The sequence below is a fragment of the Azospirillum sp. OGB3 genome, assembly GCF_014192915.1.
Taxonomy (GTDB): Bacteria; Pseudomonadota; Alphaproteobacteria; order Azospirillales; family Azospirillaceae; genus Azospirillum.
The window spans coordinates 51,388-76,078 of the sequence record NZ_JACHYN010000023.1; the positions used below are offsets into that span (position 1 = coordinate 51,388).

23 protein-coding genes, 1 tRNA gene and 1 pseudogene are annotated in these 24,691 nt (G+C 67.6%); 22 read left to right on the forward strand and 3 right to left on the reverse strand.

Going from position 1 to position 24,691, the window contains the following annotated elements; genetic code table 11:
• The first annotated feature begins 217 nt into the window (after positions 1-217).
• The 6 genes from FHW79_RS28840 to FHW79_RS28865 all read left to right on the forward strand — a co-directional run bounded on the left by FHW79_RS28840 (position 218) and on the right by FHW79_RS28865 (position 4,379).
• A complete protein-coding gene (locus tag FHW79_RS28840; protein ID WP_183182089.1) occupies positions 218-688 on the forward strand; it encodes a PaaI family thioesterase in 471 nt (156 codons plus the stop codon).
• A gap of 196 nt (positions 689-884) precedes the next feature.
• Positions 885-1,349 carry a 50S ribosomal protein L13 gene (rplM, locus tag FHW79_RS28845; protein ID WP_014240247.1) on the forward strand — a complete coding sequence of 155 codons (465 nt, stop codon included), beginning with the start codon at positions 885-887 and terminating at the stop codon, positions 1,347-1,349.
• A 4-nt stretch (positions 1,350-1,353) separates the two neighbouring features.
• Entirely contained in the window at positions 1,354-1,836 is a 483-nt protein-coding gene (gene rpsI, locus FHW79_RS28850; protein WP_014240248.1) for a 30S ribosomal protein S9, read from the forward strand.
• A gap of 135 nt (positions 1,837-1,971) precedes the next feature.
• The gene (gene argC / locus FHW79_RS28855) at positions 1,972-3,024 is read left to right on the forward strand and encodes an N-acetyl-gamma-glutamyl-phosphate reductase (RefSeq protein ID WP_145685723.1); all 1,053 of its coding nucleotides are present in this window, start codon (positions 1,972-1,974) and stop codon (positions 3,022-3,024) included.
• Between the two features lie 35 nt (positions 3,025-3,059).
• Complete coding sequence (locus FHW79_RS28860) at positions 3,060-3,578, forward strand: gamma carbonic anhydrase family protein (protein WP_183182090.1); 519 nt, start codon at positions 3,060-3,062, stop codon at positions 3,576-3,578.
• Positions 3,579-3,791: 213 nt separating this feature from the next.
• Positions 3,792-4,379 carry an OmpA family protein gene (locus FHW79_RS28865; protein WP_014240251.1) on the forward strand — a complete coding sequence of 196 codons (588 nt, stop codon included), beginning with the start codon at positions 3,792-3,794 and terminating at the stop codon, positions 4,377-4,379.
• Positions 4,380-4,568: 189 nt separating this feature from the next.
• Here FHW79_RS28865 and phaC read toward each other — a convergent pair whose 3' ends face one another.
• Positions 4,569-6,368 carry a class I poly(R)-hydroxyalkanoic acid synthase gene (gene phaC, locus FHW79_RS28870; RefSeq protein ID WP_183182091.1) on the reverse strand — a complete coding sequence of 600 codons (1,800 nt, stop codon included), beginning with the start codon at positions 6,366-6,368 and terminating at the stop codon, positions 4,569-4,571.
• Positions 6,369-6,601: 233 nt separating this feature from the next.
• Between phaC and FHW79_RS28875 the strand changes: the two genes are divergently transcribed.
• From FHW79_RS28875 to glpX, 6 genes are all read left to right on the forward strand, one after another.
• Positions 6,602-6,997: a hypothetical protein gene (locus FHW79_RS28875; RefSeq protein WP_183182092.1), complete on the forward strand. Its 396-nt coding sequence runs from the start codon at positions 6,602-6,604 to the stop codon at positions 6,995-6,997.
• 375 nt (positions 6,998-7,372) lie between these two features.
• Positions 7,373-7,840 (forward strand): MarR family transcriptional regulator, encoded by a 468-nt coding sequence (locus tag FHW79_RS28880; protein WP_247884661.1) that lies wholly within the window; start codon positions 7,373-7,375, stop codon positions 7,838-7,840.
• Positions 7,837-9,183, forward strand: coding sequence for a multidrug effflux MFS transporter (locus FHW79_RS28885; RefSeq protein WP_183182093.1), 1,347 nt, complete (start codon positions 7,837-7,839; stop codon positions 9,181-9,183). Before FHW79_RS28880 ends, FHW79_RS28885 begins: the two co-directional genes overlap by 4 nt.
• Positions 9,184-9,337: 154 nt before the next feature.
• Positions 9,338-10,612, forward strand: a complete 1,275-nt coding sequence (locus tag FHW79_RS28890; RefSeq protein ID WP_145701796.1) for an LL-diaminopimelate aminotransferase — start codon at positions 9,338-9,340, stop codon at positions 10,610-10,612.
• A complete protein-coding gene (locus FHW79_RS28895; protein WP_145701794.1) occupies positions 10,612-11,919 on the forward strand; it encodes a homoserine dehydrogenase in 1,308 nt (435 codons plus the stop codon). Before FHW79_RS28890 ends, FHW79_RS28895 begins: the two co-directional genes overlap by 1 nt.
• Positions 11,920-11,962: 43 nt before the next feature.
• Complete coding sequence (glpX, locus tag FHW79_RS28900) at positions 11,963-12,955, forward strand: class II fructose-bisphosphatase (protein ID WP_183182094.1); 993 nt, start codon at positions 11,963-11,965, stop codon at positions 12,953-12,955.
• 64 nt (positions 12,956-13,019) lie between these two features.
• Here glpX and FHW79_RS28905 read toward each other — a convergent pair whose 3' ends face one another.
• Positions 13,020-14,114 (reverse strand): glycerol dehydrogenase, encoded by a 1,095-nt coding sequence (locus FHW79_RS28905; protein ID WP_183182095.1) that lies wholly within the window; start codon positions 14,112-14,114, stop codon positions 13,020-13,022.
• Positions 14,115-14,327: 213 nt separating this feature from the next.
• Between FHW79_RS28905 and recJ the strand changes: the two genes are divergently transcribed.
• From recJ to FHW79_RS28925, 4 genes are all read left to right on the forward strand, one after another.
• Entirely contained in the window at positions 14,328-16,127 is a 1,800-nt protein-coding gene (gene recJ, locus FHW79_RS28910; RefSeq protein ID WP_183182096.1) for a single-stranded-DNA-specific exonuclease RecJ, read from the forward strand.
• Between the two features lie 123 nt (positions 16,128-16,250).
• Positions 16,251-16,326: transfer RNA gene (locus tag FHW79_RS28915), tRNA-Glu, on the forward strand.
• A gap of 232 nt (positions 16,327-16,558) precedes the next feature.
• Positions 16,559-17,398 carry an aldo/keto reductase gene (locus tag FHW79_RS28920; RefSeq protein ID WP_183182097.1) on the forward strand — a complete coding sequence of 280 codons (840 nt, stop codon included), beginning with the start codon at positions 16,559-16,561 and terminating at the stop codon, positions 17,396-17,398.
• 121 nt (positions 17,399-17,519) lie between these two features.
• On the forward strand, positions 17,520-17,726 hold the full coding sequence (locus FHW79_RS28925) for a hypothetical protein (protein ID WP_114859934.1): 207 nt from the start codon (positions 17,520-17,522) through the stop codon (positions 17,724-17,726).
• Between the two features lie 91 nt (positions 17,727-17,817).
• Here FHW79_RS28925 and oxlT read toward each other — a convergent pair whose 3' ends face one another.
• On the reverse strand, positions 17,818-19,119 hold the full coding sequence (gene oxlT / locus FHW79_RS28930) for an oxalate/formate MFS antiporter (RefSeq protein ID WP_183182098.1): 1,302 nt from the start codon (positions 19,117-19,119) through the stop codon (positions 17,818-17,820).
• Positions 19,120-19,604: 485 nt separating this feature from the next.
• On the opposite strand from oxlT, the gene FHW79_RS28935 reads away from it, so the two are divergent.
• The 6 genes and pseudogenes from FHW79_RS28935 to FHW79_RS28960 form a co-directional block, all read left to right on the forward strand.
• Positions 19,605-20,534 carry a histone deacetylase family protein gene (locus tag FHW79_RS28935; protein WP_183182099.1) on the forward strand — a complete coding sequence of 310 codons (930 nt, stop codon included), beginning with the start codon at positions 19,605-19,607 and terminating at the stop codon, positions 20,532-20,534.
• A gap of 155 nt (positions 20,535-20,689) precedes the next feature.
• Entirely contained in the window at positions 20,690-21,160 is a 471-nt protein-coding gene (locus tag FHW79_RS28940; protein ID WP_183182100.1) for a GNAT family N-acetyltransferase, read from the forward strand.
• Between the two features lie 260 nt (positions 21,161-21,420).
• Positions 21,421-22,443, forward strand: coding sequence for a 2-dehydropantoate 2-reductase (locus tag FHW79_RS28945; RefSeq protein ID WP_183182102.1), 1,023 nt, complete (start codon positions 21,421-21,423; stop codon positions 22,441-22,443).
• A 99-nt stretch (positions 22,444-22,542) separates the two neighbouring features.
• Positions 22,543-22,998, forward strand: a complete 456-nt coding sequence (locus FHW79_RS28950) for a CBS domain-containing protein (RefSeq protein ID WP_183182103.1) — start codon at positions 22,543-22,545, stop codon at positions 22,996-22,998.
• A gap of 260 nt (positions 22,999-23,258) precedes the next feature.
• Entirely contained in the window at positions 23,259-24,449 is a 1,191-nt protein-coding gene (locus FHW79_RS28955; protein WP_183182104.1) for a Re/Si-specific NAD(P)(+) transhydrogenase subunit alpha, read from the forward strand.
• 13 nt (positions 24,450-24,462) lie between these two features.
• A pseudogene (locus FHW79_RS28960) lies at positions 24,463-24,691 on the forward strand (NAD(P) transhydrogenase subunit alpha part 2); the annotation flags it as partial.

Below are 24,691 nucleotides of genomic sequence, written 5' to 3' on the forward strand. Positions count from 1 at the left end.
GTACCCCGACCGCTCCCGCCACGGAACCGGGCGTGTGGTCCGATCATCTAACGATGCCACGGCGGACAACTCAACCTATTTGTTGATCAAATTTGTAGATTTATGACGTTGATGTGAGGGGGTGGTGATGTGAAATAGGCTTCGACGCGACGCGCTTGGCGGCCCGGGCGATGTCCGCCATGATCGGGTCTCCATAAGAAAAGCCATGGGTGAGGGAATGAGCGCGCCGGTCGTGTCCGCCGAAGAACTGGAAGCCCTGATTCGCGAGGGCGTGCCGCTGGTCGGCAATTACGGAATCACCATCGAGCAGCTCGGCGCCGGGACCGTGCGCATGAAGCTGCCCTACAACGACAGCTTCGTCCGTCCCGGCGGCACGGTGACCGGGCCGGCGATGTTCGGGCTGGCCGATGTCGCGCTCTACGCCGCCGTGCTCAGTCTGATCGGGCGGGTGGAACTGGCGGTGACCACCAGCATGACCATCAACTTCCTGCGCCGCCCGGCGCCGGTCGCCATCACCGCGGATTGCCGCATCCTGAAGATGGGCAAGCGGCTGGCCTATGGCGAAGTCCTGCTGTTCTCCGAGGGCGATCCGGAGCCCGTCGCCCACGCCACCGGCACCTACTCGATTCCGCCGCACGACCCGGTGACCCTCGCGGTATCAGGATACCACGATCAGGAGATGTCTTGAAAACGTCAATGATATCAATGGTTTTGCTTTAACGGTAAAATGATACCGTGCGCGTAGAGCATTGATATATAACGGATATTTTTCCGTTGACAGAGCACCCCTGCGCTGCGTACAAAACCGGCCGCTTCGGCGCCCCGGGGATTGAACGTCCAGTTTCGGTGGCCCGCCGATCCACGTTTAGTCAACGAGTGTGGCGATGAAGACCTTCAATCTGAAGCCGACCGACATCGAGAAGAAGTGGTACGTCGTCGATGCCGACGGCCTCGTTCTCGGCCGGCTTGCCAGCATCCTGGCGAACATCCTGCGCGGCAAGAACAAGCCGACCTTCACCCCGCACATGGATTGCGGCGACCATGTCGTCGTGATCAACGCGGAGAAGGTCAAGCTGACCGGCAACAAGCGCCAGGACGACATCTTCTACTGGCACACCGGTTATCCGGGCGGCATCAAGGGCCGTTCCAAGGGCCAGATCCTGGACGGCAAGTACCCGGAGCGCGTGATCGAGAAGGCCGTGGAGCGCATGGTTCCGCGCGGCCCGCTCGGCCGCAAGGTGATGACCCACCTGAAGGTCTACAAGGGCGCCGCCCACCCGCACGAGGCGCAGCAGCCGGTCGCTCTCGACGTTGCGGCCATGAACCCGAAGAATAAGCGGAGCGCGTAATCCAATGGCTCAGGTTACCACCACCCTTTCCGGCCTGAAGGACATCGCTGCCGCTCCGGCCGCCGCCTCCGCCGAAGTGGTCGCCCCGAAGCTGGACGCCCAGGGCCGCGCCTATGCCACCGGCAAGCGCAAGGACGCCGTCGCCCGCGTGTGGATCAAGCCGGGCTCCGGCAAGATCGTCATCAACGGCCGCGACCAGGAAGTCTATTTCGCCCGCCCCGTGCTGCGCATGATGATCGCCCAGCCGTTCGGCATCACCGACCGCGCCGACCAGTTCGACGTGATGGTCACGGTGGCCGGCGGTGGTCTGTCCGGCCAGGCCGGCGCGGTCCGTCACGGCATCTCCAAGGCGCTGACCTACTTCGAGCCGGCGCTCCGTCCGCCGCTGAAGGCCGCCGGCTTCCTGACCCGCGATGCCCGCGTCGTCGAGCGTAAGAAGTACGGCAAGGCCAAGGCCCGCCGCAGCTTCCAGTTCTCGAAGCGCTAAAGCCTACCGCGGACCCGCGTTACTGCTGTACAAGCGAGGGGCGTCCCGACGGGGCGCCCCTTTCTTGATTCAGGTCTGTTTCACTCGTCTTCACCGTTCCGTGCCCATCCCCGTGCGTCAAAAGGAACAGCGTCCATGGCCAACAGCACTTCCCCCATCCGCGTCGGCATTCTCGGTGCGTCCGGTTACACCGGCGCCGAGCTGGTGCGCATGCTTCTCCGCCATCCCGGCGTTGAGATCTGCGCGCTGACGGCCGAGCGACAGGCGGGGAAGCCCATGGCGGAGGTGTTCCCGCATCTGGGCCAGTTCAACCTGCCCGGCCTCGTGAAGATCGAGGAGGTCGCCTGGGACAAGCTGGACGCCGTCTTCTGCGCCCTGCCGCACGGCACCACGCAGGAGGTCATCGCCGGCCTGCCGCGCCATATCAAGGTGGTGGACCTGTCCGCCGACTTCCGCCTGTCCGACCCCGCCGAATACGCCACCTGGTACGGGCATGAGCACCGCGCCGTGGACCTCCAGAAGGAGGTCGCCTACGGCCTGACCGAGTTCAACCGGCAGGGCGTGCGCAAGGCGCGCGTGGTCGCCAACCCCGGCTGCTACCCGACCTGCTCGCTGCTGCCGCTGCTGCCGCTGCTGATGGACGAGATGATCGAGCCGGGCGGCATCGTGATCGACGCCAAGTCGGGTGTGTCCGGCGCCGGGCGCGACGCCAAGCAGCAGAACCTCTTCACCGAGGTGTCGGAGGGCTTCAACGCCTACGGCGTCGGCCATCACCGCCACATGCCGGAGATCGAGCAGGAATTGCGGCTGGCCGCCGGGCGCCCGGTGACGGTCAGCTTCACCCCGCACCTCGTCCCGATGAACCGCGGCATGATGGCGACGATCTACGTCCGCATGGCCGACGGGGTCACCGCCGACGACCTGCGCGCCACCCTGACCGCGCGCTACGAATCGGAGCCCTTCGTGAACGTCACGGCGGCGGGCATCGCCCCGGCGACCCGCCACGTCCGCGCTTCCAACCAGGCGCTGATCGGCGTCTTCCCCGACCGCACCCCGCGCGGCGCCATCATCGTCTCGGTCATCGACAATCTGGTGAAGGGTGCCTCCGGCCAGGCCATCCAGAACATGAACGTCATGTTCGGCCTGGGCGAGACGACCGGCCTGGAGCAGGCCCCGCTGTTCCCGTGACCGAAGAGAAACAGCCTGAGGAAAAATCGCCTGCGATGTCCGGCCTGATCTTGCCCTTCCAGGGCACGCATCCGAAGATCGACCCCAGCGTCTATGTGGCGCCGACGGCCTCGGTCATCGGCGACGTGGAGATCGGGCCGGGCAGCAGCGTCTGGTTCGGCTGCACGATCCGCGGCGACGTGAACGAGATCCGAATCGGTGCGCGCACCAACATCCAGGACGGTACCGTGATTCACGTCGCGTCTGCGGGGCAGGGGACCTACATCGGCGACGACGTGTCGATCGGCCATATGGCCCTGTTGCACGCCTGCACGCTGGAGAGCGGCTGCTTCATCGGCATGCAGGCCTGCGTCATGGACGGTGCCTACGTCGAGTCGGGGGCCATGGTGGCCGCCGGGGCTCTGGTGACCCCCGGGAAGCGTGTGGCAACGGGGCAACTTTGGGCCGGAAGTCCCGCAAGACCCGTGCGTGCACTAACGGAAAAGGACCTTTCCTTCTTCCCGGTAAACGTCAGGAACTACGTGCGGCTTGCTCAAATCTACAGAGAGGGCTAATACCTCTTTAGTGCGTCGCAGCACTGTGGCATACTAGCAACAGTGACACCGGCACGAAACGTGTAGGACTTCCGAAGGGTATGTTTGTACGTGGACAAACCCCACATGTTTCGCGTTTTGTCACGTTACATGCACGCGATAAGTCCTATCGTTTGTGCGATTCGTCCTCCGCGAACCAAGCGGTAGGGAGTGTGTCTCTAAGGGAGTGGAGAAATGAACAGCTTCTTCCGCGCTACCATGGCCGTCGTGCCGGCCGCCGTCGTCGCTTTCGGCCTGACCGCCGGGGCTCAGGCCCAGAGCGCCGACACCGCCGAGTGGTGCAATCCGGTCATCGGCTGGAACGACACCCCGGTCCGCACGGCGGATGGCGGCTACGCCACCCACCAGGGCAGCTTCAAGTGCCCGCCGGCCGCCGCTCCGGCGGTTGCTCCGGCCCCGGCCGCCCGCGCCCAGACCGAATACCTCGTGTTCTTCGACTGGGATAAGGCCAACGTCACCCCGGCCGCCGATCGCGTGATCGGCGATGCGGCCGCCGCCATCGGCAAGGGCGCCAACGCCCGCGTCCATGTCGTCGGCCACACCGACACCTCGGGTTCGCCGGCCTACAACCAGCGTCTGTCGGTGCGTCGCGCCGAGGCGGTGAAGCAGGCCCTCGTCTCCAAGGGCATCGCCGCCGGCGCCATCACCACCGAGGGCAAGGGCGAGAGCCAGCTCCTGGTGCAGACCGGCCCGAACGTCCGCGAGCCGTCCAACCGTCGTGCGCAGATCCTGCCGCGCGGTGCGAACGCCCCGTCGTCGTAAGGCGCAGGTTCCCATTCGGGACACGGAGCCCCGGACCTCGGTCCGGGGTTTTCGCTGACAAAGGAAAAGGCCCCGGACCATGGTCCGGGGCCTTTTCTTATGGGCCACTCTTGTGGTCCGCCGCGTCGACGGCTCGACAACTGCTCCGGGCATCCGGAGGGCGGCGGACCGCCCTCCGGATTTGGGGCATCAGACGATGCGCACCTTGGCGTAGGAGCCGGGGGCGTCCTCCAGAACGGGCAGGCCGCCCTTTTCCGGATTGCGCGCCGGGACCTTGCCTTCGGAGAAGGTGGAGACCCAGTTGTTCCACTCCGGCCACCAGGAGCCGGGGGTCTGCTCCGACGACGCCAGCCAGTCATCCGATGCCTTCGGCAGCTTGGCGTTGGTCCAGTAGCAGTACTTGCCGGCGGCCGGCGGATTCACCACGCCGGCGATGTGGCCGGAGGCCGCCAGCACGAACTTCACCGGGCCGGAGAAGAGGTGGGCGCCCATGTAGGTGGACTTCCACGGCGCGATGTGGTCCTCGCGGGCCGACAGGAAGAAGGACGGGGTCTTCACGTTGCGCAGGTCGATCGGCACGCCACCCAGCGACACCGCGCCCGGCTTCGCCAGCAGGTTCTTCTGGTACATGTTGCGCAGGTAGAAGCTGTGCATCGCCGCCGGCATGCGGGTCGAATCGCTGTTCCAGTAGAGCAGGTCGAACGGGAACGGGTCCTTGCCGAGCAGGTAGTTGTTCACCACGAACGACCAGATCAGGTCGTTGGCGCGCAGCATGTTGAAGGTGGTCGCCATCTTCGAGCCGTCCAGGTAGCCCTGCTGGGCCATCTGGCTCTCGATCATGGTGAGCTGCTCCTCGTCGATGAAGACCGACAGCTCTCCGGCTTCGGTGAAGTCCAGCATGGTGGTGAAGAAGGTGGCCGACTTGATGCGGTCGTCCTTCTTGGCCGCCATGTAGGACAGGGTGGAGGCCAGCAGCGTGCCGCCCAGGCAGTAGCCGATGGCGTTCACGTCCTTCTCGCCGGTCACCTTCTCGATGGCGTCCAGCGCGGCCAGGACGCCTTCGAACATGTAGTCTTCGAAGCCCTTCTGGGCCAGCTTTTCATCCGGGTTCACCCAGGACAGGACGAAGACGCTGTGGCCCTGGTCGACCGCCCACTTGATGAAGCTGTTCTTCTCGCGCAGATCCAGGATGTAGTACTTGTTGATCCAGGGCGGCACGATCATCAGCGGCCGCTTGTTCACCTCCGGCGTGGTCGGGGTGTACTGGATGAGCTGCATCAGATCGGTCTGGAAGACGACCTTGCCCGGAGTGACGGCGATGTTCTTGCCGACCTGGAAGGCGTCGTAGTCGGTCATGGAGATGCGCAACTCGCCCTTGCCGCGCTCCAGATCCTTCAGCAGGTGCTCAAGCCCCTTGACGAGGTTCTCGCCGCCCGTCTCGATGGTCGTACGCAGCACCTCCGGGTTCGTCATGACGAAGTTGGAGGGAGCCATCGCATCGACGAACTGGCGGGTGTAGAAGTCGACCTTCTTGGCCGTGTGGTCGTCGAGCCCGTCCACGCCGTTGACCGTGGACTGCATCCACCGGGCCGACAGCAGGTAGGACTGCTTGATGAAGTCGAACAGGGTGTTCTCGTCCCAGGCCGAATCCTTGAAGCGGCGGTCGTCCTTCGCCGGGGCGATGACCGGCTGGGCCTCCTGGCCGAAGAAGCGCTGGGTGGTGCGCTGCCACAGGGTCAGGTAGTCCTGCCACAGCGTCATCTGCGCCTTCATCAGCTTCGCCGGATCGGCCATCATGCGCGTGGTCATTTCCAGGAACGCATGGCCGACGCCCATGGGGTCGGGATTCTTCGCGCCGACGCCGTCCGAGGCCTGACGGGACAGGAATTCGGTGACCAGCCGCTGGCTCTGCTCGGCGATGCGGGTCATCGCCCGCGACATCTCCACCGGGTCGGGAAGCTTGACGTCAGGGGCCTGGTTTTCGGCCATTGGTGCGGTCCTTCTTCTTTAGGCGAGTTTTAGGCTTCAGGAGGGACGTTGTGCGGTTTATACAGTGCCTGCCGGAAGTCTGTTCGGTCGGAGTGCGTGCCGGTCCTGGCATCCCGGACAGCTTCTGCCATGTCCGTTCGAGCCGGGGTCCGTCATACACCTCTCGTATGAAGATTTCATTTCGCCCACCACCGTTCAAGCGGCCGGATGGGTTCGGATGTGAGGTTCGCAGAATGGAAACGGGTATCCGACGCGACGTGATTGCGAAGGCGGGTCGGTTGGGTCCGGCACTGTCCGTCCTGGTTGTTCTCGCCCTGCCGGCCTGCAGCGACCGCGTGCTCGACACCGGTCTGGTCGGCGCCGTGACCGGTCGCGACGTGCCCAGCCAGGAGGCGCCGGTGCGCAGCATGTCCGGCCAGAACCGGGAATACCCCAACCTCGGCACGGTTCCGCCGCGCCCCACCGACCTGCGGACGGAAGCGCAGCGCCAGGAGGATCTGGACCGTCTGGCCCAGGACCGCGAGGCCGCCAAGAGCATGCTGCCGACCCCCATGGACGTTCCCCCGCCGCCGGACATCACGCCTGGACAGCCAAGCGCCGGGAAACCCGCCCCCGGAAAGCCCAAATGAGGGCAGGGGTGTAGCAAAAGGCGGACGCTGCCAGTAATCCGTAAGTATACCTATGCGGAGCGTCCTTCGGCCTTTGATGGCGTTCCTTTGAAGCAAAGGGACGCGCCGTTCTTCGTCCGGTCGATGCGCAGTTCCGATGGCGGTGGCGCGGACCACGGAGCACCCATTGCTGCTGCCAAGGTGGAAAAACTACGTCTTGCGGCGGCGGGTCCGCAACAGATTTTCATGCTGCGACTATTTGGCGCGTCGGCTTCGCTTCAGCTCGGGTTGGTTTCATACCGGCTGGATTGCCGGTGCACGGCCATGGCGCCGCGGCATGACCGCCCTGCGCCGCCCGCGGTTGTTGGAAATTATAAGGCGCCCTTACAATAAGGGATGCTTGATGAATCCCCCTTCGGAATGATCCTGATCGACTGCGCGCGGCTTCTGCGCGCGCGGTTCGACCGTGCCCTGGACGACGCCCGGCTCGACCTCACGGCGGGGGAGGCGCGGGCGCTGGTCTATGTCTGCCGCCACCCCGGCTCGCGCCAGTCGGTGCTGGCGACCCACATGTGGGTGGAGCCGATGACCCTGGTCGGCTTCCTCGACCGGCTGGAGGCGCGCGGGCTGGTGGTCCGCGAGCCGGACCCGGCGGACCGCCGCGCCAAGATCGTCCAGCCGACCCCGCAGGCCGAGCCGCTGGCGCTCCAGGTTCTGGAGGCCTTCCGCACCGAGCGCGAGTCGGCCATGGCCGACCTTTCGGCGGAAGAGATCGTTCTGCTCAAAGACATGCTGGACCGCCTGCGCAACCGCATGATCGCCGACGACATGATCGCCGACAACCGCGGCGGGGCCGGCCAATGAGCCATTCCCCCGTGCAGACCGACGCGCCCGCCATGACGGAGACGCGTACCGCCGTCATCGGAACGCTGATCGTCACGCTGGGGCCGCTCAGCCTCGCCCTCTACACGCCGGCCCTGCCGATGCTGGTGGAGGCGTTCCAGACCACACCGGCGGCGCTGAAGCTGACGCTCTCCGTCTATTTCTTCGGCTTCGCCTTTTCCCAGCTTGCCTGCGGGCCGCTGTCCGACGCCTACGGGCGGCGGCCGGTCGCCCTGGGCTTCTTCGTCACCTACGTCCTGGGCAGCGTCGTGGCGGCGCTGTCGGGCAGCATCGAATGGCTGCTGGTCGGGCGGGCGTTGCAGGGCATCGGTGCGGCGGCGGGCATCGCCATTTCCCGCGCCATCGTGCGCGACCAGTTCACCGGCCAGCGGTCGGCGCGCATCCTGAACCTGATCGGGTTGATGCTGGCCATCGTGCCGGCGGTGGCGCCGACGCTCGGCGGTGTGATCCTGGGCACGGTGGGCTGGCACGCCATCTTCGTGGTGATGACGCTCTACGGCATCGCCGTGCTGACGGTCTTCGCGCTGGGCACGGCGGAAACCAACCGGACGCGCGACCGCTCGGCGGCGCGGCCCGGCCCGGTGATCCGCAACTACCGGACCCTGCTGACCGACCGGCGCTTCATGCGGGCGGGGCTGGTGCTCGGCACGACGCTGGGCGGCCTCTACACCATGGCGGCGCTGCTGCCCTTCGTGATGATCGAGCGGGTGGGGCTGAGCCCGACCGTCTTCGGCTTCGCCATGCTGCTGCAGACCGGCTCCTACACGCTGGGGGCGACCCTGGCCGGGCGGCTGCTGCGCCGGGTGGACGCGATGCGGCTGATCCCTTACGGGCTGGCCTGCGTGGCGCTGGGCGGGCTCGGCTTCGCCCTGGCGCCGCTGACCGGCGACCCGACCGTGGCGAGCGTGATGGCGCCGACCGCCGTCTGGGCCTTCGGCATCGCCCTGGTCATGCCCGGCGCCACCAGCGACGCCCTGGCCGGCTTTCCCCGCATGGCCGGGGCGGCGTCGGCGCTGATCGGCTTCATGCAGATCGGCGGTGGGCTGGCCGGCACGGCGGTGGCCGCGCTGTTCGCCGATCCCTACACGGCGACGACGGCCATCATGCCGGGCCTCGCTTTGCTGTCGCTGCTGTCCTACGCGCTGCTGCGCGTGCCGAAGTCCCGTCGCAGCCAGCCGACCGAGCCCGCCCGGCCGGAGGATCTGGAGGTCGCCGTGGACCCGGTCGCCCTGGTCGGCGCCGGTGGCGAGGAGATCGAGGAAGCGTTGCACCAGCGCCGCGCCTCCGGCCGTAAGGGAGGCTGAAGACGGGCTTCGGCGTCCGGGATGCCATGGGCAGCGCAGGAATGCGCCCGGACGCGAATTTTACCTCGCTTCTGAAGATGCGGGGCGGTAGATAAGTGGTCCCGGTCCGCAAATATGGGTTCGTGGCGTGGCCGGACAAGGCTTCGGAGCGTCCATGAGCGATTCAGAATTCCACCGGATCAAGCGGCTTCCGCCCTACGTCTTCGCCGAAGTGAACGCCATGAAGGCGCGAGCCCGAGCTGCCGGCGAGGACATCATCGACCTCGGCATGGGCAACCCGGACCAGCCGACGCCCCAGCACATCGTCGACAAGCTGATCGAGGCCGTGCGCGACCCCAAGACGCACCGCTACTCGAACTCCCGCGGCATCCCCGGCCTGCGCAAGGCGCACGCGGCCTATTACAAGCGCCGCTTCAACGTGGACGTCGATCCGGAGTCGGAGTGCATCGTCACCATCGGCTCGAAGGAAGGCCTCGCCAACCTCGCCCAGGCGATCACCAGCCCCGGCGATATCATCCTGGTGCCGAACCCCAGCTACCCGATCCATCCCTTCGGCTTCATCCTGGCCGGCGCCTCGGTGCGCCATCTGCCGGTGGGGCAGGCCAACGGCACCTCTACCGACATCGACAGCTTCATGATCATGCTGGAGCGCGCCGTGCGCCACAGCGTGCCGAAGCCGCTGGCGCTGGTGCTGAACTACCCGTCCAACCCGACGGCGGAGGTGGTCGGCCTCGACTTCTACCGCCCGATCGTCGAGTTCTGCCGCAAGCACGGCATCTACATCCTGTCGGATCTGGCCTACGCCGAGGTCTTCTTCGACGGTGAGCCGCCGCCCTCGATCCTGGAGATCCCGGAGGCGCGCGAGGTGGCCGTCGAGTTCACCTCGATGTCGAAGACCTATTCGATGGCCGGCTGGCGCATCGGCTTCGCCACCGGCAACAAGACGCTCATCACCGCGCTGGCCCGCATCAAGTCGTATCTGGACTACGGCGCCTTCACGCCGATCCAGGTCGCCGCGACCGCCGCGCTGAACGGCCCGCAGGAGTGCGTGGAGCAGGTGCGCACCATGTACCGTCAGCGCCGCGACGTGATGATCGAGGGTCTGGCCTCGGCCGGCTGGACGGTGCCGAGCCCGTCAGCCTCGATGTTTGCCTGGGCGCCGATCCCGGAGCCCTTCGCCCATCTCGGCTCGCTGGAGTTCTCCAAGCTGCTGCTGCAGGAAGCCAAGGTCGCCGTGGCGCCGGGCATCGGCTTCGGCGAGTACGGCGACGGCCATGTCCGTCTGGCGCTGGTGGAGAACGTCCACCGCATCCGCCAGGCGACCCGCAACATCAAGGAGTTCTTCCGCTCCAACGCCGCCGGTGCGGCGGCGAGCAAGGACCCGGCGGCGCGCGCCGCCCTCCTCGACCCGGAGAAAGCGAAAGTCTGATGTCCGACTCCCACAAAACAGGCCCCCTGAAAATCGCCGTCGCGGGCCTGGGCACGGTCGGCGCGGGCGTTCTGAAGCTTCTGGAGCGGCAGGCCGACCTGATTGAGCAGCGCTGCGGCCGCCGCATCGAGGTGGTGGCGGTCAGCGCCCGCTCGCGCGGCAAAGACCGCGGTGTCGACCTGTCGAAGGCCGAATGGTACGACGACCCGGTGGCGCTCGCCGCTCATCCCGGCGTGGATGTGGTGGTCGAGCTGATCGGCGGGTCCGAAGGGGCCGCGAAGGAGACCGTCGAGCTGGCGCTGGAGCGGGGACGCCACGTCGTCACCGCCAACAAGGCGCTGCTCGCCCATCACGGTACCGCTCTGGCGGCCAAGGCGGAGGCCGCCGGCCTCGCCATCGGCTTCGAGGCGGCGGTGGCCGGCGGCATCCCGATCATCAAGGGGCTGCGCGAGGGGCTGGCGGGCAACCGGGTGTCGGAGGTGCACGGCATCCTCAACGGCACCTGCAACTACATCCTCACCGAGATGCGCACCACCGGCCGCGATTTCGCGGACGTGCTGGCCGACGCGCAGAAGCTGGGCTACGCGGAAGCCGACCCGAGCTTCGACATTGATGGCGTGGACGCGGCGCACAAGCTGGCGATCCTGACCTCGGTGGCCTTCGGCACGCCGGTGGACTTCAAGAGCGTCCATGTCGAGGGCATCCGCCACGTCTCGGCGGTGGACTTCGACTACGCCGACGCGCTCGGCTACCGGATCAAGCTGCTGGGCATCGCCCGGCGCACCGACCACGGGATCGAGCAGCGCGTGCACCCCTGCATGGTGCCGAAGGCGGCGCCCATCGCGGCGGTGGACGGCGTGTTCAACGCCGTGATCGCCCAGGGCGACTTCGTGGACCGCGTGCTGTTCGTCGGCCGCGGCGCCGGCGAGGGGCCGACGGCCTCGGCGGTGGTGGCCGACCTGATCGACATCGCCCGCGGGCGTTCCACCCCCACCTTCGGCGTGCCGGCGGCCCAGCTTTCCGAGGCCCAGCCGTCGCCGATGGAGGCCCGCCGGGGGTCGTACTACGTACGCCTGATGGTCGTGGACCGTCCCGGCGTGATAGCGGATGTTGCGGCGGCCATGCGCGACCAGAACGTCTCCATGGAGCAGTTCCTGCAGCGCGGGCGCGCCCCCGGTGAAGCGGTGCCGGTGGTCCTGACCACCCATGACACCGAAGAGGCGGCCATGCAGCGCGCGCTTGCCACCATCGCCGACAAGGAGTCGGTGGTCGAGCCGCCGCGCATGATCCGCATCGAACAGTTTTGACCGAACCATAGAAGAACCGAGCATCGATTCGGGGGAGAACACCATGTCCGTTCATGTCGACCTGTCCGGTATGGACCGGAACCTGGCTCTGGAAGCCGTCCGCGTCACCGAGGCCGCCGCGCTGTCCGCGTCGCTGCTGATGGGCCGCGGTGACGAGAAGCTTGCCGACCAGGCCGCGGTCGACGCCATGCGCCAGGCGCTCAACACCCTCTACATCGACGGCACCGTCGTGATCGGCGAGGGCGAGCGCGACGAGGCGCCCATGCTCTACATCGGCGAGAAGGTCGGCGCCGGCATCGGCCGCGGGCCGAAGGTCGACATCGCGCTCGACCCGCTGGAAGGCACCACCATCTGCGCCACCGGCGGCCCGAACTCGCTGGCCGTCATCGCCATGGCGGACGAGGGCGGCTTCCTGAACGCGCCCGACGTCTACATGGACAAGATCGCCGTCGGCTCCGGCCTGCCGGAAGGCGTGGTCGATCTCGACGAGACGCCGGCCAACAACCTCAAGTCCCTGGCCAAGGCCAAGGGCACCGAGGTGCAGGAGCTGCTGGTCTGCATCCTGAACCGTCCGCGCCACGCCGAGCTGATCGCCCGCGTCCGCGAGGCCGGCGCGCGCATCATGCTGATCAACGACGGCGACGTGTCGGGCGTGATCGCCACCAGCCAGGCCGGCACCGGCGTCGACATGTATGTCGGCTCCGGCGGCGCGCCGGAAGGCGTTCTGGCCGCGGCGGCGCTGCGCTGCATCGGCGGTCAGTTCCAGGGCCGTCTGCTGTTCCGCAACGACGACGAGAAGGCCCGCGCCGCCCGTTGGGGCGTCAAGGACCTGAACAAGAAGTACAGCCTGACCGAGCTGGCCAGCGGCAACGTCATGTTCGCCGCGACCGGCGTGACCGACGGCGCCATGCTGCGCGGCGTCCGCCGCTTCCCCGGCGGCGCGACCACCCACTCGGTGATCATGCGCTCCAAGTCGGGCACCGTGCGCTACGTCGAGGCGCACCACAACCTGCAGCGCAAGCCGAGCATGGCGTAAAGCCACGGCCACAAGGAAAAGGGGCGCGCGGCATTCCACCGCGCGCCCCTTTGTTTTTTGAAGATTACAGTCCCTTCCGCCGCCGTCCCTCGGCGTCGGCGGCCTTCATGGCGGCCAGAACGCGCTGCGGGGTGATCTCGTGCGGCTCGTTGTGGATGGTCTCGCCCTCCGCGCAGGCCCGTTCCGCCGCCAGCAGGAGCCGCTCGTCCGATACCTCGCCAAGGCCGATCTCGGCGAGCGTCGTCGGCAGCCCGACCGCCTTGCAGAAGCCGTAGACCTCGTCCAGCACCGCCGGCGGCCGGTCGGTCAGGATCAGCAGCGTCAGCGTGCCAAAGGCGACCTTCTCGCCATGCCAGTAATGGTGCGTTTCCTCCAGCACGGTCAGGCCGTTGTGGACGGCGTGCGCCGCCGCCAGCCCGCCGCTCTCGAAGCCCAGCCCGCTCAGCAGCGTGTTGGCCTCGACGATGCGCTCCAGCGCCGGGGTGACCACGCCCTGCTCGCAGGCCGATTTGGCGAGCACGCCATACTCCAGCAGAGTGTCGTAGCACAGCCGGGCCAGCGCGAAGGCGGTCATCGGGCCGACGCGCCCGGTCATGTTGCCGCCACGCTTGATGCGGCAGTCCTCCGCCTCGAACCAGGTGGACAAGGCGTCGCCCATGCCGGAGACCAGGAAGCGCACCGGGGCGCCCGCCACCACGCCGGTGTCGACCAGCACGAGGTCGGGGTTGCGCGGCAGCACGAGGTAGCGCTTGAACGCTCCCTCCGGCGTGTAGATCACCGACAGCGCGCTGCACGGCGCGTCGGTGGAGGCGAGCGTCGGGACGATGGCGGTGCGCGCGTCCAGCGCGTGGGCGACCGCCTTGGCGGTGTCGAGCGCCTTGCCGCCGCCGATGCCGGCCACGACGTCCGCCCCCATGGCGCGGGCGAGGCCGGTCAGCCGCTCGATCTCCTCGTCGGAGCACTCGCCGCGGAATTCCTGAATGTTCAGCTCGACGCGCCCGGCGGCGGCGTCGACCAGCCGGCCTTTCAGCGTCTTCAGGACGAAGCTGTCGGTGACGGCCAGGACTGCCTTGCCCAGCCGGGCCAAGTCCTCGCCAAGGCTGTCGAGGGCGCCGTTGCCCTGGACGTAGCGGGCCGGAAAGATCGCCGTGGTGATCATGGTTCCCTCCTCCGCGTGATGATGACCGCAGTGGAGCAGGACGGCTCTCCACCCGCAATGACCTGCCTCAAGTTGCGGTGCGGCAAGGGCGCCTGCCACCTTTGCGTACAGGCGCGGCGGCGCGTGCCCCACCGGGAGAGCCCCATCCGCTGGCCCGCCTGTCCCCCATCTGCTATGGCTTCGGCCTTTCCGATCCGTGGCATCCTGGGCAGCATGACCGACACCGTTCCCCCCTTCCTGAACGTCGCCCATTCCCTGTCCGGCAAGCGCTGGCAGGCGCGGCCCTACGACGAGCGGCTGGCCTGGGGGCTGGCGCAGGGGCGGGGGCTGCCGGAGATCGTCGGGCGTGTGCTCGCCGCCCGTGGGGTGACCGAGGAGGCCTGTGACGGCTTCCTGAACCCGACGCTGAAGGCGCTGCTTCCCGACCCCTCCCGCTTCAAGGACATGGACGTCGCGGCCGAGCGCATCGCCCGCGCCGTCATGGACGGCGAGCCGGTGGCCGTCTTCGGCGACTATGACGTGGACGGCGCCACCTCCTCCGCGCTGCTGCGGCGCTTTTTCCGGGCGGTGGGGGCGGATCTGCGCATCTACGTGCCCGACCGCATGAAGGAGGGCTATGGGCCCAACGGCCCGGCGCTGCTGCGGCTGAAGGCCGAGGGCGTGCGGCTGGTGGTGACGGTGGATTGCGGAATCTCCGCCTTCGCGGCCCTGGAGGCGGCGGCGGAGGCTGGGCTGGAGGTGGTGGTGCTCGACCATCACGCGGCGGAACCGCGTCTCCCGCCCGCCGTCGCCCTGGTCAACCCGAACCGGCTGGACGAGGACGGCGCCTATCGCACGCTGTGCGCGGCGGGGGTGACCTTCCTGGCCGTGGTGGCGGTGAACCGCGCGCTGCGCAGCGCCGGGTTCTACGCGGGCCGCAACGAGCCGAACCTGATGGAGTGGCTCGACCTCGTGGCGCTGGGCACGGTGTGTGACGTGGTGCCCCTGACCGGGCTGAACCGGGCGCTGGTGGCGCAGGGGCTGAAGGTGATGGCGCGGCGCGCCAACCCCGGCCTGTCCGCCCTGTCCGACGTCGCCGGGGTCAAGGAGAAGCCGGACGCCTACCACGCCGGCTTCGTGCTCGGCCCGCGGGTCAACGCGGGCGGGCGTGTCGGCGCCTCGGACCTCGGGGCGCGGCTGCTCTCCACCGACGATCCCATGGAGGCGATGGAGCTGGCCCAGAAGCTGGAGGCCCACAACGCCGAACGCCGCGCGGTGGAGCAGGGCGTGCTGGCCGACGCCATGGCCCGGCTGGAGGAGCACGCCGAGGAACTGGCCGAACTGGTCTTCGTGGCGGGGGAGGGCTGGCACCCCGGCGTGATCGGCATCGTCGCCAGCCGCCTGAAGGAGCGCTACAGCCGCCCCGCCTGCGTCATCGCCCTGGAGGAGGGGGCGGACGGCACGGTGATCGGCAAGGCCTCGGGCCGTTCGGTGCGCGGGGTCGATCTCGGGGCGGCGGTGATCGCCGCGCGGCAGGAGGGGCTGCTGATGGCCGGCGGCGGGCACCGCATGGCGGCCGGCTTCACCGTGGCCGGGAACAAGCTGGCTGATTTGCAGGCCTTCCTGACCGGCCGCGTCGCCGAGCAGGTCGCCGCGGCCCCGCTGGTGCCGACGCTGGAACTGGACGGCGCGCTGTCCGTGGGCGCGGCGAACACGTCCCTGGTGGACCGCCTGAACCAGCTCGGCCCGTTCGGCACCGGCAACGCGGAGCCGCGCTTCGCCGTGACCGACGCCCGCGTGGTGCGGGCGGACGTGGTCGGGGCGAATCACGTCCGCTGCATTCTCCAGGGCGGCGACGGCGCCCGGTTGAAGGCCATCGCGTTCCGCGCGCTGGAGAGCGAGATGGGAAAAGCCCTGCTGATGGGCCGCGGATCGCCCTTCCACCTCGCCGGCGTCCTGCGCATCGATCGCTGGAACGGGGCTGAGGGAGTCCAGCTTCTGATCGACGACGCCGCACCCGCGCAAACCATGTGAATGCAAACAAATTCGGAGCGGAGACCATGCATAGGGGGCATACGCGAACGAGGTAGAAAGGCGTTGGAAAAAACGCTTGCGCTCGGCCCGTCATCCCATTAGTAATCCCGCCACGCCAACGACGTCCCCATCGTCTAGAGGCCTAGGACACCGCCCTTTCACGGCGGCGACAGGGGTTCGAATCCCCTTGGGGACGCCACCTTCTCACAGGTTGGCACCGGTTTCGAAAGCTCAGCCTTTGGCTGAGCTTTTGTCGTTTCAGGTGTCATTTGTTCGGCGCCTTGGCCGGCTGCGGGTGACCCCTTCGCCGCGCCGCGGTCGCCGGCTTCTCCCACCCGCCGAAATAGCGCCAAGGGGCGGTTTCCAGGGGTGGCGCCGTGGACTAACGTTCCTCACGCCCTTCGACGGGGCCAAGGGAACGGGAGACATCCATGACCATTCCGACGACACGCCTTCCTTCGGGAACCGCCGTTCCGGTGCTCGGTCAGGGCACTTGGTACATGGGCGAGGACAGCCGCGACCGCGTGCGGGAGGCGGCGGCGCTGCGGCTCGGCCTCGACCTCGGCATGACGCTGATCGACACGGCGGAGATGTACGCCGACGGCGGGGCGGAGGAGGTGGTCGGCGAGGCCATCGCCGGGCGCCGCGACGAGGTGTTCCTGGTCAGCAAGGTGCTGCCGATGAACGCCAGCCGCCGCGGCACCATCGCCGCCTGCGAACGCAGCCTGAAGCGCCTGCTCACCGACCGCATCGACCTCTACCTGCTGCACTGGCGCGGCAGCCACGATTTCTCCGAGACGATCGCGGCTTTCGACACGCTGATGCGCGACGGCAAGATCGGCCAATGGGGCGTCAGCAACCTGGATCTCCAGGACATGGAGGAACTGGTCGGCATGCCGGGCGGGGAGGGGGTGCAGACCAATCAACTCCTCTACAACCTGACGCGCCGCGGAATCGAGTACGACCTGCAGCCCTGGTGCCGTGGGCGGGGCATCCCAATCATGGCCTATTCGCCGATCGAGCAGGGGCGGATGCTGCGCCATCCGGAGCTTCGCCGCGTCGCCGACCGGCACGGCGCGACGCCGGCCCAGGTGGGGTTGGCCTGGCTGATGCGCCAGGACGGGGTGATCGCCATTCCCAAGGCGTCGGACCCCGCCCATGTCCGCGACAACCGGGCCGCCGCCGACCTGCGGCTCGACGAGCAGGACCTCGCGGACCTCGACCGGGCCTTCCCGCCGCCCCGCGGGCCGCGCCCGCTGGAGATGCTGTAGCGCGGCGAAGCGCCGCGCTTGCGGTGGCGGACTCGATTTCCCTGGCCGAACGGCCTATGTATGCTGCATTGCGGAATCGGGCGTGCCTGAGTCCGCGTGCGGCTCATCCGGGAATCGAAGCATGCTCGCCATCGTTCTTCTGTCCATGCTGCTGTCGGGCTTCGCCATCGTCGTGGCGCGGATTCTGACCGCCGAGGTCGCCACCGCCGGCATGCCGGTCCGCGATCCCTGGTCGCCCCGGCATCTCCGCCGGGTGAAGAAGGCGCGCAAGGCGCAGGAGGAGATCGAGGGCGGCCCGTCCTGGGCGTCCTTCCCGCGTGGGCTCTGATCTTTTCCCAAAGAAACTTCCCCACAAGCAAATCGGGCCGGGAAATCTCCCGGCCCGATTGCGTTCGGGTGCTGATGGTGCGTCCGGTGCCTTACTGGGCCGGCTCCGCCGCCAGCTTCGAGGCCGGCAGGCTCTCGGTGATCTGGCGGGCGCGCATCGGCTTCAGGACGAAGATGGCCAGCAGGGCGGCGATGCCGTTGACCGCGGCGGCGAAGAAGAACACCGCCTGCCAGCTGCCGGTCGAGGCGACCGCCACATTGGCGAAGGGAACGACCAGCGACGCGGTGCCCTTTGCGGTGTACAGCAGGCCGGCGTTGGTGGTGGCGAACTTCGAGCCGAAGGAGTCGCCGCACAGCGCCGGGAACAGGCTGTAGATCTCACCCCAGGCGAAGAACACCAGGCCCGTCAGGATCACGAAGGCGACGGGGTTGTGGCCCCACTGGTTCAGCGCCAGGATGCCGACGCACTCCAGGGAGAAGGCGATGAACATGGTGTTCTCGCGGCCGATGTGGTCCGACACCCAGCCGAAGAAGGGGCGGGTGACGCCGTTCAGCACGCGGTCGATCGACAGGGCGAAGGTCAGCGCCGGCAGGGTCAGGCCCATGATGCTGACGGGCACGCCGTCCAGGTGGAAGTCCTTGGCGATCGGGCCGAGCTGCGCGGTCGCCATCAGGCCGCCCGCCGCCACCATCACGAACATGGCGTACATCACCCAGAAGACCGGGGTCTTCAGCATCTGGACCGGGGTGTAGCTCTCGCGGGTCTGCGACACCGACGAGCGGGAGACCTCCGGAACCTGCCCCTTCTTCGGCGCCGCCAGGAACCACGCCAGCGCGAGGATCACCGCGCCCTGGCCGATGCCGAAGGTCATGAAGGTGGCTTCATAGCCCGAGGAGTGGATCATGTTGGCGATGGGAACGACCGTGAGCGCCGAGCCGGCGCCGAAACCGGCGGCGGTCAGGCCGGCGGCGAGGCCGCGGCGGTCGGGGAACCACTTCAGCGCGTTGCCGACGCAGGTGCCATAGACGCCGCCGGCACCGATGCCGCCCAGCGCCGCGCCCAGATAGAGCATGGCGAGCGAGTCGGCCACCGAATTCACCGCCCAGGCCGCGGCGCAGAACACGCCGCCGATCAGGACGACGATGCGCGGGCCGAACTTGTCGACGAACCAGCCTTCGACGGGAACCAGCCAGGTTTCCATGACGACGAAGATGGTGAAGGCCACCTGGATGGCCGCACGGCCCCAGCCATGCTTCTGGTCGATGGGCTCGACGAACAGCGTCCAGCCATACTGCAGGTTCGCGATCATCGACATGCAGATGACGCCGATGACGAGCTGGAACCAGCGGCCACCGAGGGGCCCCTTCGGGGCCTCCGTGAGGGCTTGGTGCATTTCTCTCCTCCTAGAAGCGATCTCTTTGCGAAGCGGTCTTTTGCTTTTTTGAGTCGGGTTGTTTTTGTTTTTTGACCGGAGGCGTCCCCGTGGTGTGCCGGGTCGTCTCCATCGCCTTGGCCTGACCGTGGAACCGGCCGCTTGGTGTGGGCGGCTTGAGCTCACGGGATGAGCGTTTTTGGCATTAGAGATATGGTATGCCAGATACAGTTTCCGGCGCAAGCTGTTTGTCAGCGTAACAAACAGAGCGGGACGAGAGCGCCTTCCCACCACCTTCGGAAGTGCTGATGTCCCTTGCCTGGATGGGGATTCCGGCCGCGTGGCTGTGGGCGTCGCTGACGGTTCGTCGGCAATGCGAATTGGCCCATTCTGGTATCTGGTATACATATTGAGCAGGGGCGTATCGACTCGGTGTGCATGCGCTCCCGCGCTGCCGCGCGACTGCCCAGCGTCAAATCATTGGAACAGGGGAAGGAGACGACTCGATGACCACTGCCATTTTCACCCATCCGGACTTCCTGGCGCACGACACCGGCCCGGGTCACCCGGAGCGTCCCGAGCGTATCGCCGTGGTGTGGGAGGTGTTGGACCGCGACGAGTTCCGCGATCTGCCCCGCTTCGAGGCCCCGGAGGCGGAGGTCGAGCAGCTGCGCTGGGTGCACGACCCGGCCTATGTGGACGCCGTGCTGAACGCGGTCCCGGACAGCGGCCATGCCCGGCTGGACGCCGACACCGTGCTGTCGCCCACCTCCCGCTCGGCGATCCTGCGGGCCGCCGGTGCGGTTTGCGCGGCGGTGGACGCGGTGCTGGACGGGACGGCGAAGAACGCCTTCTGCGCCGTCCGCCCCTGCGGCCACCACGCCGAACCGGCCCGCGCCATGGGGTTCTGCGTCTTCAACAATGTGGCGGTCGGCGCCGAGCACGCCCGCAAGCGGCGCGGCCTGACCCGCGTGGCCGTGGTCGATTACGACGTGCACCACGGCAACGGCACCCAGGCGATGTTCTGGGACGACGCCGACCTGTTCTTCGCCTCGACCCACCAGTCGCCGCTTTATCCTGGTACCGGCTCGATGAGCGAGACCGGAGTCGCCGACAACATCGTCAACGCGCCGCTGCCGCCCCACTCCGGAACGGTGGAGTTCCGTCAGGCCATGGAGCGCCGCATCCTTCCCGCGTTGGAGGAGTTCCAGCCGGAACTGATCCTGATCTCCGCCGGATTCGACGCCCACGCCCGCGACCCGCTGGCGTCGCTGAACTTCACCGGCCCGGATTTCGAGTGGGCGACGCGCAAGTTGGTCGAGGCGGCGGACCGGTTGTGCGGCGGCCGCGTCGTGACGGTGCTGGAAGGTGGCTACGACATGGTGGGGCTCGCCGAGGGGTGCGCCGCCCATCTCCAGGCCCTGATGCGCGCCTGACCGGGGCTCGGACGACGAAGCCCGGGTGATTTCGAGGGACTTTGCGCAGCCGCACCATAAGGTCGGTTGCTTCCTACACGGATTATCTGGTATACCAAATACCAGAGAGACGAACAGAGTCCCTCGAACACACAAAAAAACGGGAGTTACGCACGATGGACCAGCGGATCGCCGAACAGAACGCTGCCGACCAGCACACCATCGAGATCACTCTGGCGAAGACCGACGCCGACATCGCCGACAGCTACGCGGTGGTGAAGGAACTGCGCACCCATATGACCGACCCCGACGCCTACGCCGCCCAGATCCGCCGCCAGATGGAGGACGGCTACACCATGGCGCTCCTGCGCATCGACGGCGAGGTGGCCGGCTGCGGCGGTTTCCGCGTTCACGAGACGCTGTCGCGCGGTCGCTATATGTATGTTGAGGACCTCGTCACCTCGCCGAAGCACCGCTCCTTCGGTCTGGGCGACAAGCTGTTCGATTGGCTGGCCGCCCAGGCCCGCGAAAAGGGCTGCGCCCAGATGGAAATCATCTCCGGTGTCCAGCGCGGCGACGCGCACCGCTTCTATCACCGCAAGCGCATGACGGTTAAGGCCTTCCAGCTCGTCCTGCCGCTCACCTGATCCAGCGCACCGGATGGACCCACGAGCCGGGCGTCCGGACGGGCCGGGCGTCCGGTTTTCCATGCTCGAACTTTCGTTGGAAAACCCAGGATTCTCGCCCGATTCCGGATCATCTCCCTCCCTCGACAGGGTCTATTTTGCCAGTTGACATCTGGTATCTGGTATACCAAACTCCGTATTTGTTCGGTGTGCTGATTGATTGGGGTTACTGCAAAGGCCGCGCGGCGCGTGGCCGATAATTGGGGGAGAGGAAACGGGTTATGAAGATCTGCATCTTTGGGTCCGGGGCCATCGGCGGGTATCTGGGTGTGCGTCTCCACCAGGCCGGCGCGGATGTCAGCCTCGTGGCGCGCGGCGCCCATCTCACGGCCATGCGTGAGAACGGCGTGAAGCTGATCGTCGGAGAGGAAGAAACGGTCGTCCACCCCCGCTGCACCGACAATGCGGCGGAACTCGGCCCGCAGGACTACGTCATCATCGGTCTCAAGGCCCACTCCGTTCCCAGCGTCGTCAACGCCATCCAGCCGCTGCTCGGCAAGGACACCGCCGTGGTCACCGCGGTCAACGGCATCCCCTACTGGTACTTCTACAAGAACGGCGGCGAGTTCGAAGGCCGCGTGCTCGACACCGTCGATCCGGGCGGCATCCAGTGGAACGGGCTGGGGCCGGAGCGCGCCATCGGCTGCGTCGTCTACCCCGCGACCGAAGTCGTCGAACCCGGCGTCATTCAGCACATCTACGGCGACAAGTTCTCGTTGGGCGAGCCCGACGGCAGCCAGTCCGACCGCGTGAAGAAGCTCAGCGCCGCGATGGAGGCCGGCGGCCTGCGCGCCCCGGTGCTCGACCGCATCCGCGACGAGATCTGGCTGAAGCTGTGGGGCAACCTCTGCTTCAACCCAATCAGCGCGCTCACCCACGCCACGCTGGACGTCATCTGCTCCGATCCGGAAACCCGCGCCGTCGCCAAGTCGATGATGCTGGAGGCCAAGGAGATCGGCGACCGTCTGGGCGTGCATTTCCGGGTGGATGTGGAGCGCCGCATCAACGGCGCCGGCGCGGTCGGCGCGCACAAGACCTCGATGCTCCAGGATCTGGAGCGCGGCCGTCCGATGGAAATCGACGCTCTGCTGTCGGTGGTCCAGGAGATGGGCCGCATGGTCGGCGTGGCGACGCCGACCATCGACGTGGTCCTGGCGCTCGTCCGCCAGCGCGGCGAGATCGCCGACTGCTACAGCCGCCCGCAGCGGGCGTCCGAGACCGCACCCGCGGTCGCCGCCCAGTAGGGCGGACACCGTCCGGCCCCACGCACAGAAACCAACGCCCCCAACGACGCAGCGAAGCAACGCCAAGGGGCCGGACAATCGCTTCACAGGAGGAGCGTCATGAGGGTTGAAGACATTCTCCGCCGGAAGGGGACGCGCATCGGCACGGTGCGCATCAACGAAACCGTGGAAACGGCGTTGCGTCTTCTGAAGGCCGAAAACACCGGCGCGCTGGTGGTCAAGGACGTCTGCCGGACCGAGGGCAACACGGTCGTCGGCGTGATTTCCGAACGCGACATCGTGCGCAGCCTGACCGACCGCGGACCGGGCATCCTGTCCCTGCCGGTCACGGCGGTGATGAGCCACCATCCCGTCTGCTGCACGCCCGGCGATTCCGTCCGTCACGTGCTCCAGCTGATGGATGAGCATACCATTCGCCACATCCCCGTTCTGGACGGCGCCTCGCTGATTGGCGTGGTCAGCGTCCGCGATCTCATCAAGGCGCAACTCGACGCCGCTCCGCCGGACGCCGAGCCGGGCGAGGTCGTCAGCTATCCCGTCGCCGCGGCCCAGTGACCGACGACGGCGTCCCGGGCTGTTGCCCCGGGGCAGCCTTCCCATGACGGCGGTGGTGATCCGGAGGCGGTCGCCCGCATCCATCCCGGGTGACCGCTCCGCCGCCTTGTGGGCCTGACGCCGGACACCGCCTCGTCGCTGGCCGGCACCGACATCATTCGAGAATTTGACCGGCGGGCCGCCCGCCGAGGCCGCCCGCCGTCGAGGCCGGAGCGCTGACGCCTCGTCCTGCCGATTGCTTTGGGAGGCAATCAACAACCATGAAAATCGCCATACCCAGGGAGCGGCGCGCGGGCGAGAATCGCGTCGCGGCGTCTCCGGAGACGGTCAAGAAACTCAAAGCCCTCAGCCTGGACGTGGTCGTGGAGACCGGGGCCGGTCTGGGCTCGAACCTGCCGGACCGGGTGTATCAGGACGCCGGCGCGGAGATCGCGCCGGACGCCGCGTCGGCGCTGGCCGATGCCGACATCGTGCTGAAGGTGCAGCGCCCGCTGCTGGCCGGGGAAGGGGACCTCGACGAGCTGGCGCTGATCAAGCGCGGCGCGCTGCTGTTCGCCATCCTCAACCCCTACAACAGCCGCGACCACGTGGCCGCCTACGCCGCGGCCGGGGTGAACGCCTTCGCCATGGAGTTCATGCCGCGCATCACCCGGGCCCAGGTCATGGACGTGCTGTCCTCGCAGGCCAACCTCGCCGGCTACAAGGCGGTGGTGGACGCGGCCAGCGAGTACGGCCGCGCCTACCCGATGATGATGACCGCGGCGGGCACGGTGCCGCCGGCGCGCGCCTTCATCATGGGCGTCGGCGTCGCCGGCCTGCAGGCCATCGCCACGGCCAAGCGGCTGGGCGCCATCGTCTCGGCGACCGACGTGCGCCCGGCGGTCAAGGAGCAGGTGCAGAGCCTCGGCGGCAGCTTCGTCGCGGTGGAGAACGACGAGTTCAAGCAGGCCGAGACCGCGGGCGGCTACGCCAAGGAGATGTCGGACGACTACAAGCGCCAGCAGGCGGCGCTGGTGGCCGAGCACATCAAGAAGCAGGACATCGTCATCACCACGGCGCTGATCCCCGGGCGCAAGGCGCCGATCCTGGTGACGCGCGAGCATGTCGCGTCGATGAAGCCGGGCTCGGTGCTGATCGATCTGGCGGTGGAGCAGGGCGGCAACGTCGAGTGCTCGGAATTGGGCAAGGTCGTCACCACGGAGAACGGGGTGAAGATCGTCGGCCACGCCAACTATCCCAGCCGCATCGCCGAGAGCGCTTCGCTCTTGTACGCCAAGAACCTGCTCGCTCTGCTGCAGTCGCTGCACGACAAGGACCCCGAGGACAGCAAAAAGGGTCGCGTCACGCTCAACTGGGACGACGAGATCGTGAAGGCCATCGCGCTCACCCGCGATGGGCAGGTCGTCCATCCCGCCTTCGCGGACACGGTCCGCGAAGTCCAGACCGTCTGAGGAGGCGGCTTCCATGGAACATCCCGATCCCGCGAGCCAGATTGAGGCCTTCCGCCACTCGCTCCTCACCCTGACCAACCAGACGGCGGAGCTTCAGGTCCAGGTTGCCCAGATGACCCACGCGATGCCGATCCCGGCGCCCGTCCTGGACGCGGCGAGCCACGGCAACTTCTTCATCACCGGCCTGACGGTGTTCGTGCTGGCCTGCTTCGTCGGCTACTACGTGGTGTGGCGGGTGACGC

Bases quoted from the DNA above. Each gene is read 5' to 3' on its own strand.
- argC (WP_145685723.1), top strand. From the start codon at position 1,972: ATGGCCAACAGCACTTCCCCCATCCGCGTCGGCATTCTCGGTGCGTCC.
- FHW79_RS28925 (WP_114859934.1), top strand. From the start codon at position 17,520: ATGCTCGCCATCGTTCTTCTGTCCATGCTGCTGTCGGGCTTCGCCATC.
- FHW79_RS28885 (WP_183182093.1), top strand. From the start codon at position 7,837: ATGAGCCATTCCCCCGTGCAGACCGACGCGCCCGCCATGACGGAGACG.
- FHW79_RS28955 (WP_183182104.1), top strand. From the start codon at position 23,259: ATGAAAATCGCCATACCCAGGGAGCGGCGCGCGGGCGAGAATCGCGTC.
- FHW79_RS28865 (WP_014240251.1), top strand. From the start codon at position 3,792: ATGAACAGCTTCTTCCGCGCTACCATGGCCGTCGTGCCGGCCGCCGTC.
- FHW79_RS28895 (WP_145701794.1), top strand. From the start codon at position 10,612: ATGTCCGACTCCCACAAAACAGGCCCCCTGAAAATCGCCGTCGCGGGC.
- recJ (WP_183182096.1), top strand. From the start codon at position 14,328: ATGACCGACACCGTTCCCCCCTTCCTGAACGTCGCCCATTCCCTGTCC.
- phaC (WP_183182091.1), bottom strand. From the start codon at position 6,368: ATGGCCGAAAACCAGGCCCCTGACGTCAAGCTTCCCGACCCGGTGGAG.
- rplM (WP_014240247.1), top strand. From the start codon at position 885: ATGAAGACCTTCAATCTGAAGCCGACCGACATCGAGAAGAAGTGGTAC.
- FHW79_RS28875 (WP_183182092.1), top strand. From the start codon at position 6,602: ATGGAAACGGGTATCCGACGCGACGTGATTGCGAAGGCGGGTCGGTTG.
- FHW79_RS28920 (WP_183182097.1), top strand. From the start codon at position 16,559: ATGACCATTCCGACGACACGCCTTCCTTCGGGAACCGCCGTTCCGGTG.
- FHW79_RS28905 (WP_183182095.1), bottom strand. From the start codon at position 14,114: ATGATCACCACGGCGATCTTTCCGGCCCGCTACGTCCAGGGCAACGGC.
- FHW79_RS28860 (WP_183182090.1), top strand. From the start codon at position 3,060: ATGTCCGGCCTGATCTTGCCCTTCCAGGGCACGCATCCGAAGATCGAC.
- FHW79_RS28940 (WP_183182100.1), top strand. From the start codon at position 20,690: ATGGACCAGCGGATCGCCGAACAGAACGCTGCCGACCAGCACACCATC.
- FHW79_RS28945 (WP_183182102.1), top strand. From the start codon at position 21,421: ATGAAGATCTGCATCTTTGGGTCCGGGGCCATCGGCGGGTATCTGGGT.
- oxlT (WP_183182098.1), bottom strand. From the start codon at position 19,119: ATGCACCAAGCCCTCACGGAGGCCCCGAAGGGGCCCCTCGGTGGCCGC.
- glpX (WP_183182094.1), top strand. From the start codon at position 11,963: ATGTCCGTTCATGTCGACCTGTCCGGTATGGACCGGAACCTGGCTCTG.
- FHW79_RS28840 (WP_183182089.1), top strand. From the start codon at position 218: ATGAGCGCGCCGGTCGTGTCCGCCGAAGAACTGGAAGCCCTGATTCGC.
- FHW79_RS28935 (WP_183182099.1), top strand. From the start codon at position 19,605: ATGACCACTGCCATTTTCACCCATCCGGACTTCCTGGCGCACGACACC.
- FHW79_RS28950 (WP_183182103.1), top strand. From the start codon at position 22,543: ATGAGGGTTGAAGACATTCTCCGCCGGAAGGGGACGCGCATCGGCACG.
- FHW79_RS28890 (WP_145701796.1), top strand. From the start codon at position 9,338: ATGAGCGATTCAGAATTCCACCGGATCAAGCGGCTTCCGCCCTACGTC.
- FHW79_RS28880 (WP_247884661.1), top strand. From the start codon at position 7,373: ATGCTTGATGAATCCCCCTTCGGAATGATCCTGATCGACTGCGCGCGG.
- rpsI (WP_014240248.1), top strand. From the start codon at position 1,354: ATGGCTCAGGTTACCACCACCCTTTCCGGCCTGAAGGACATCGCTGCC.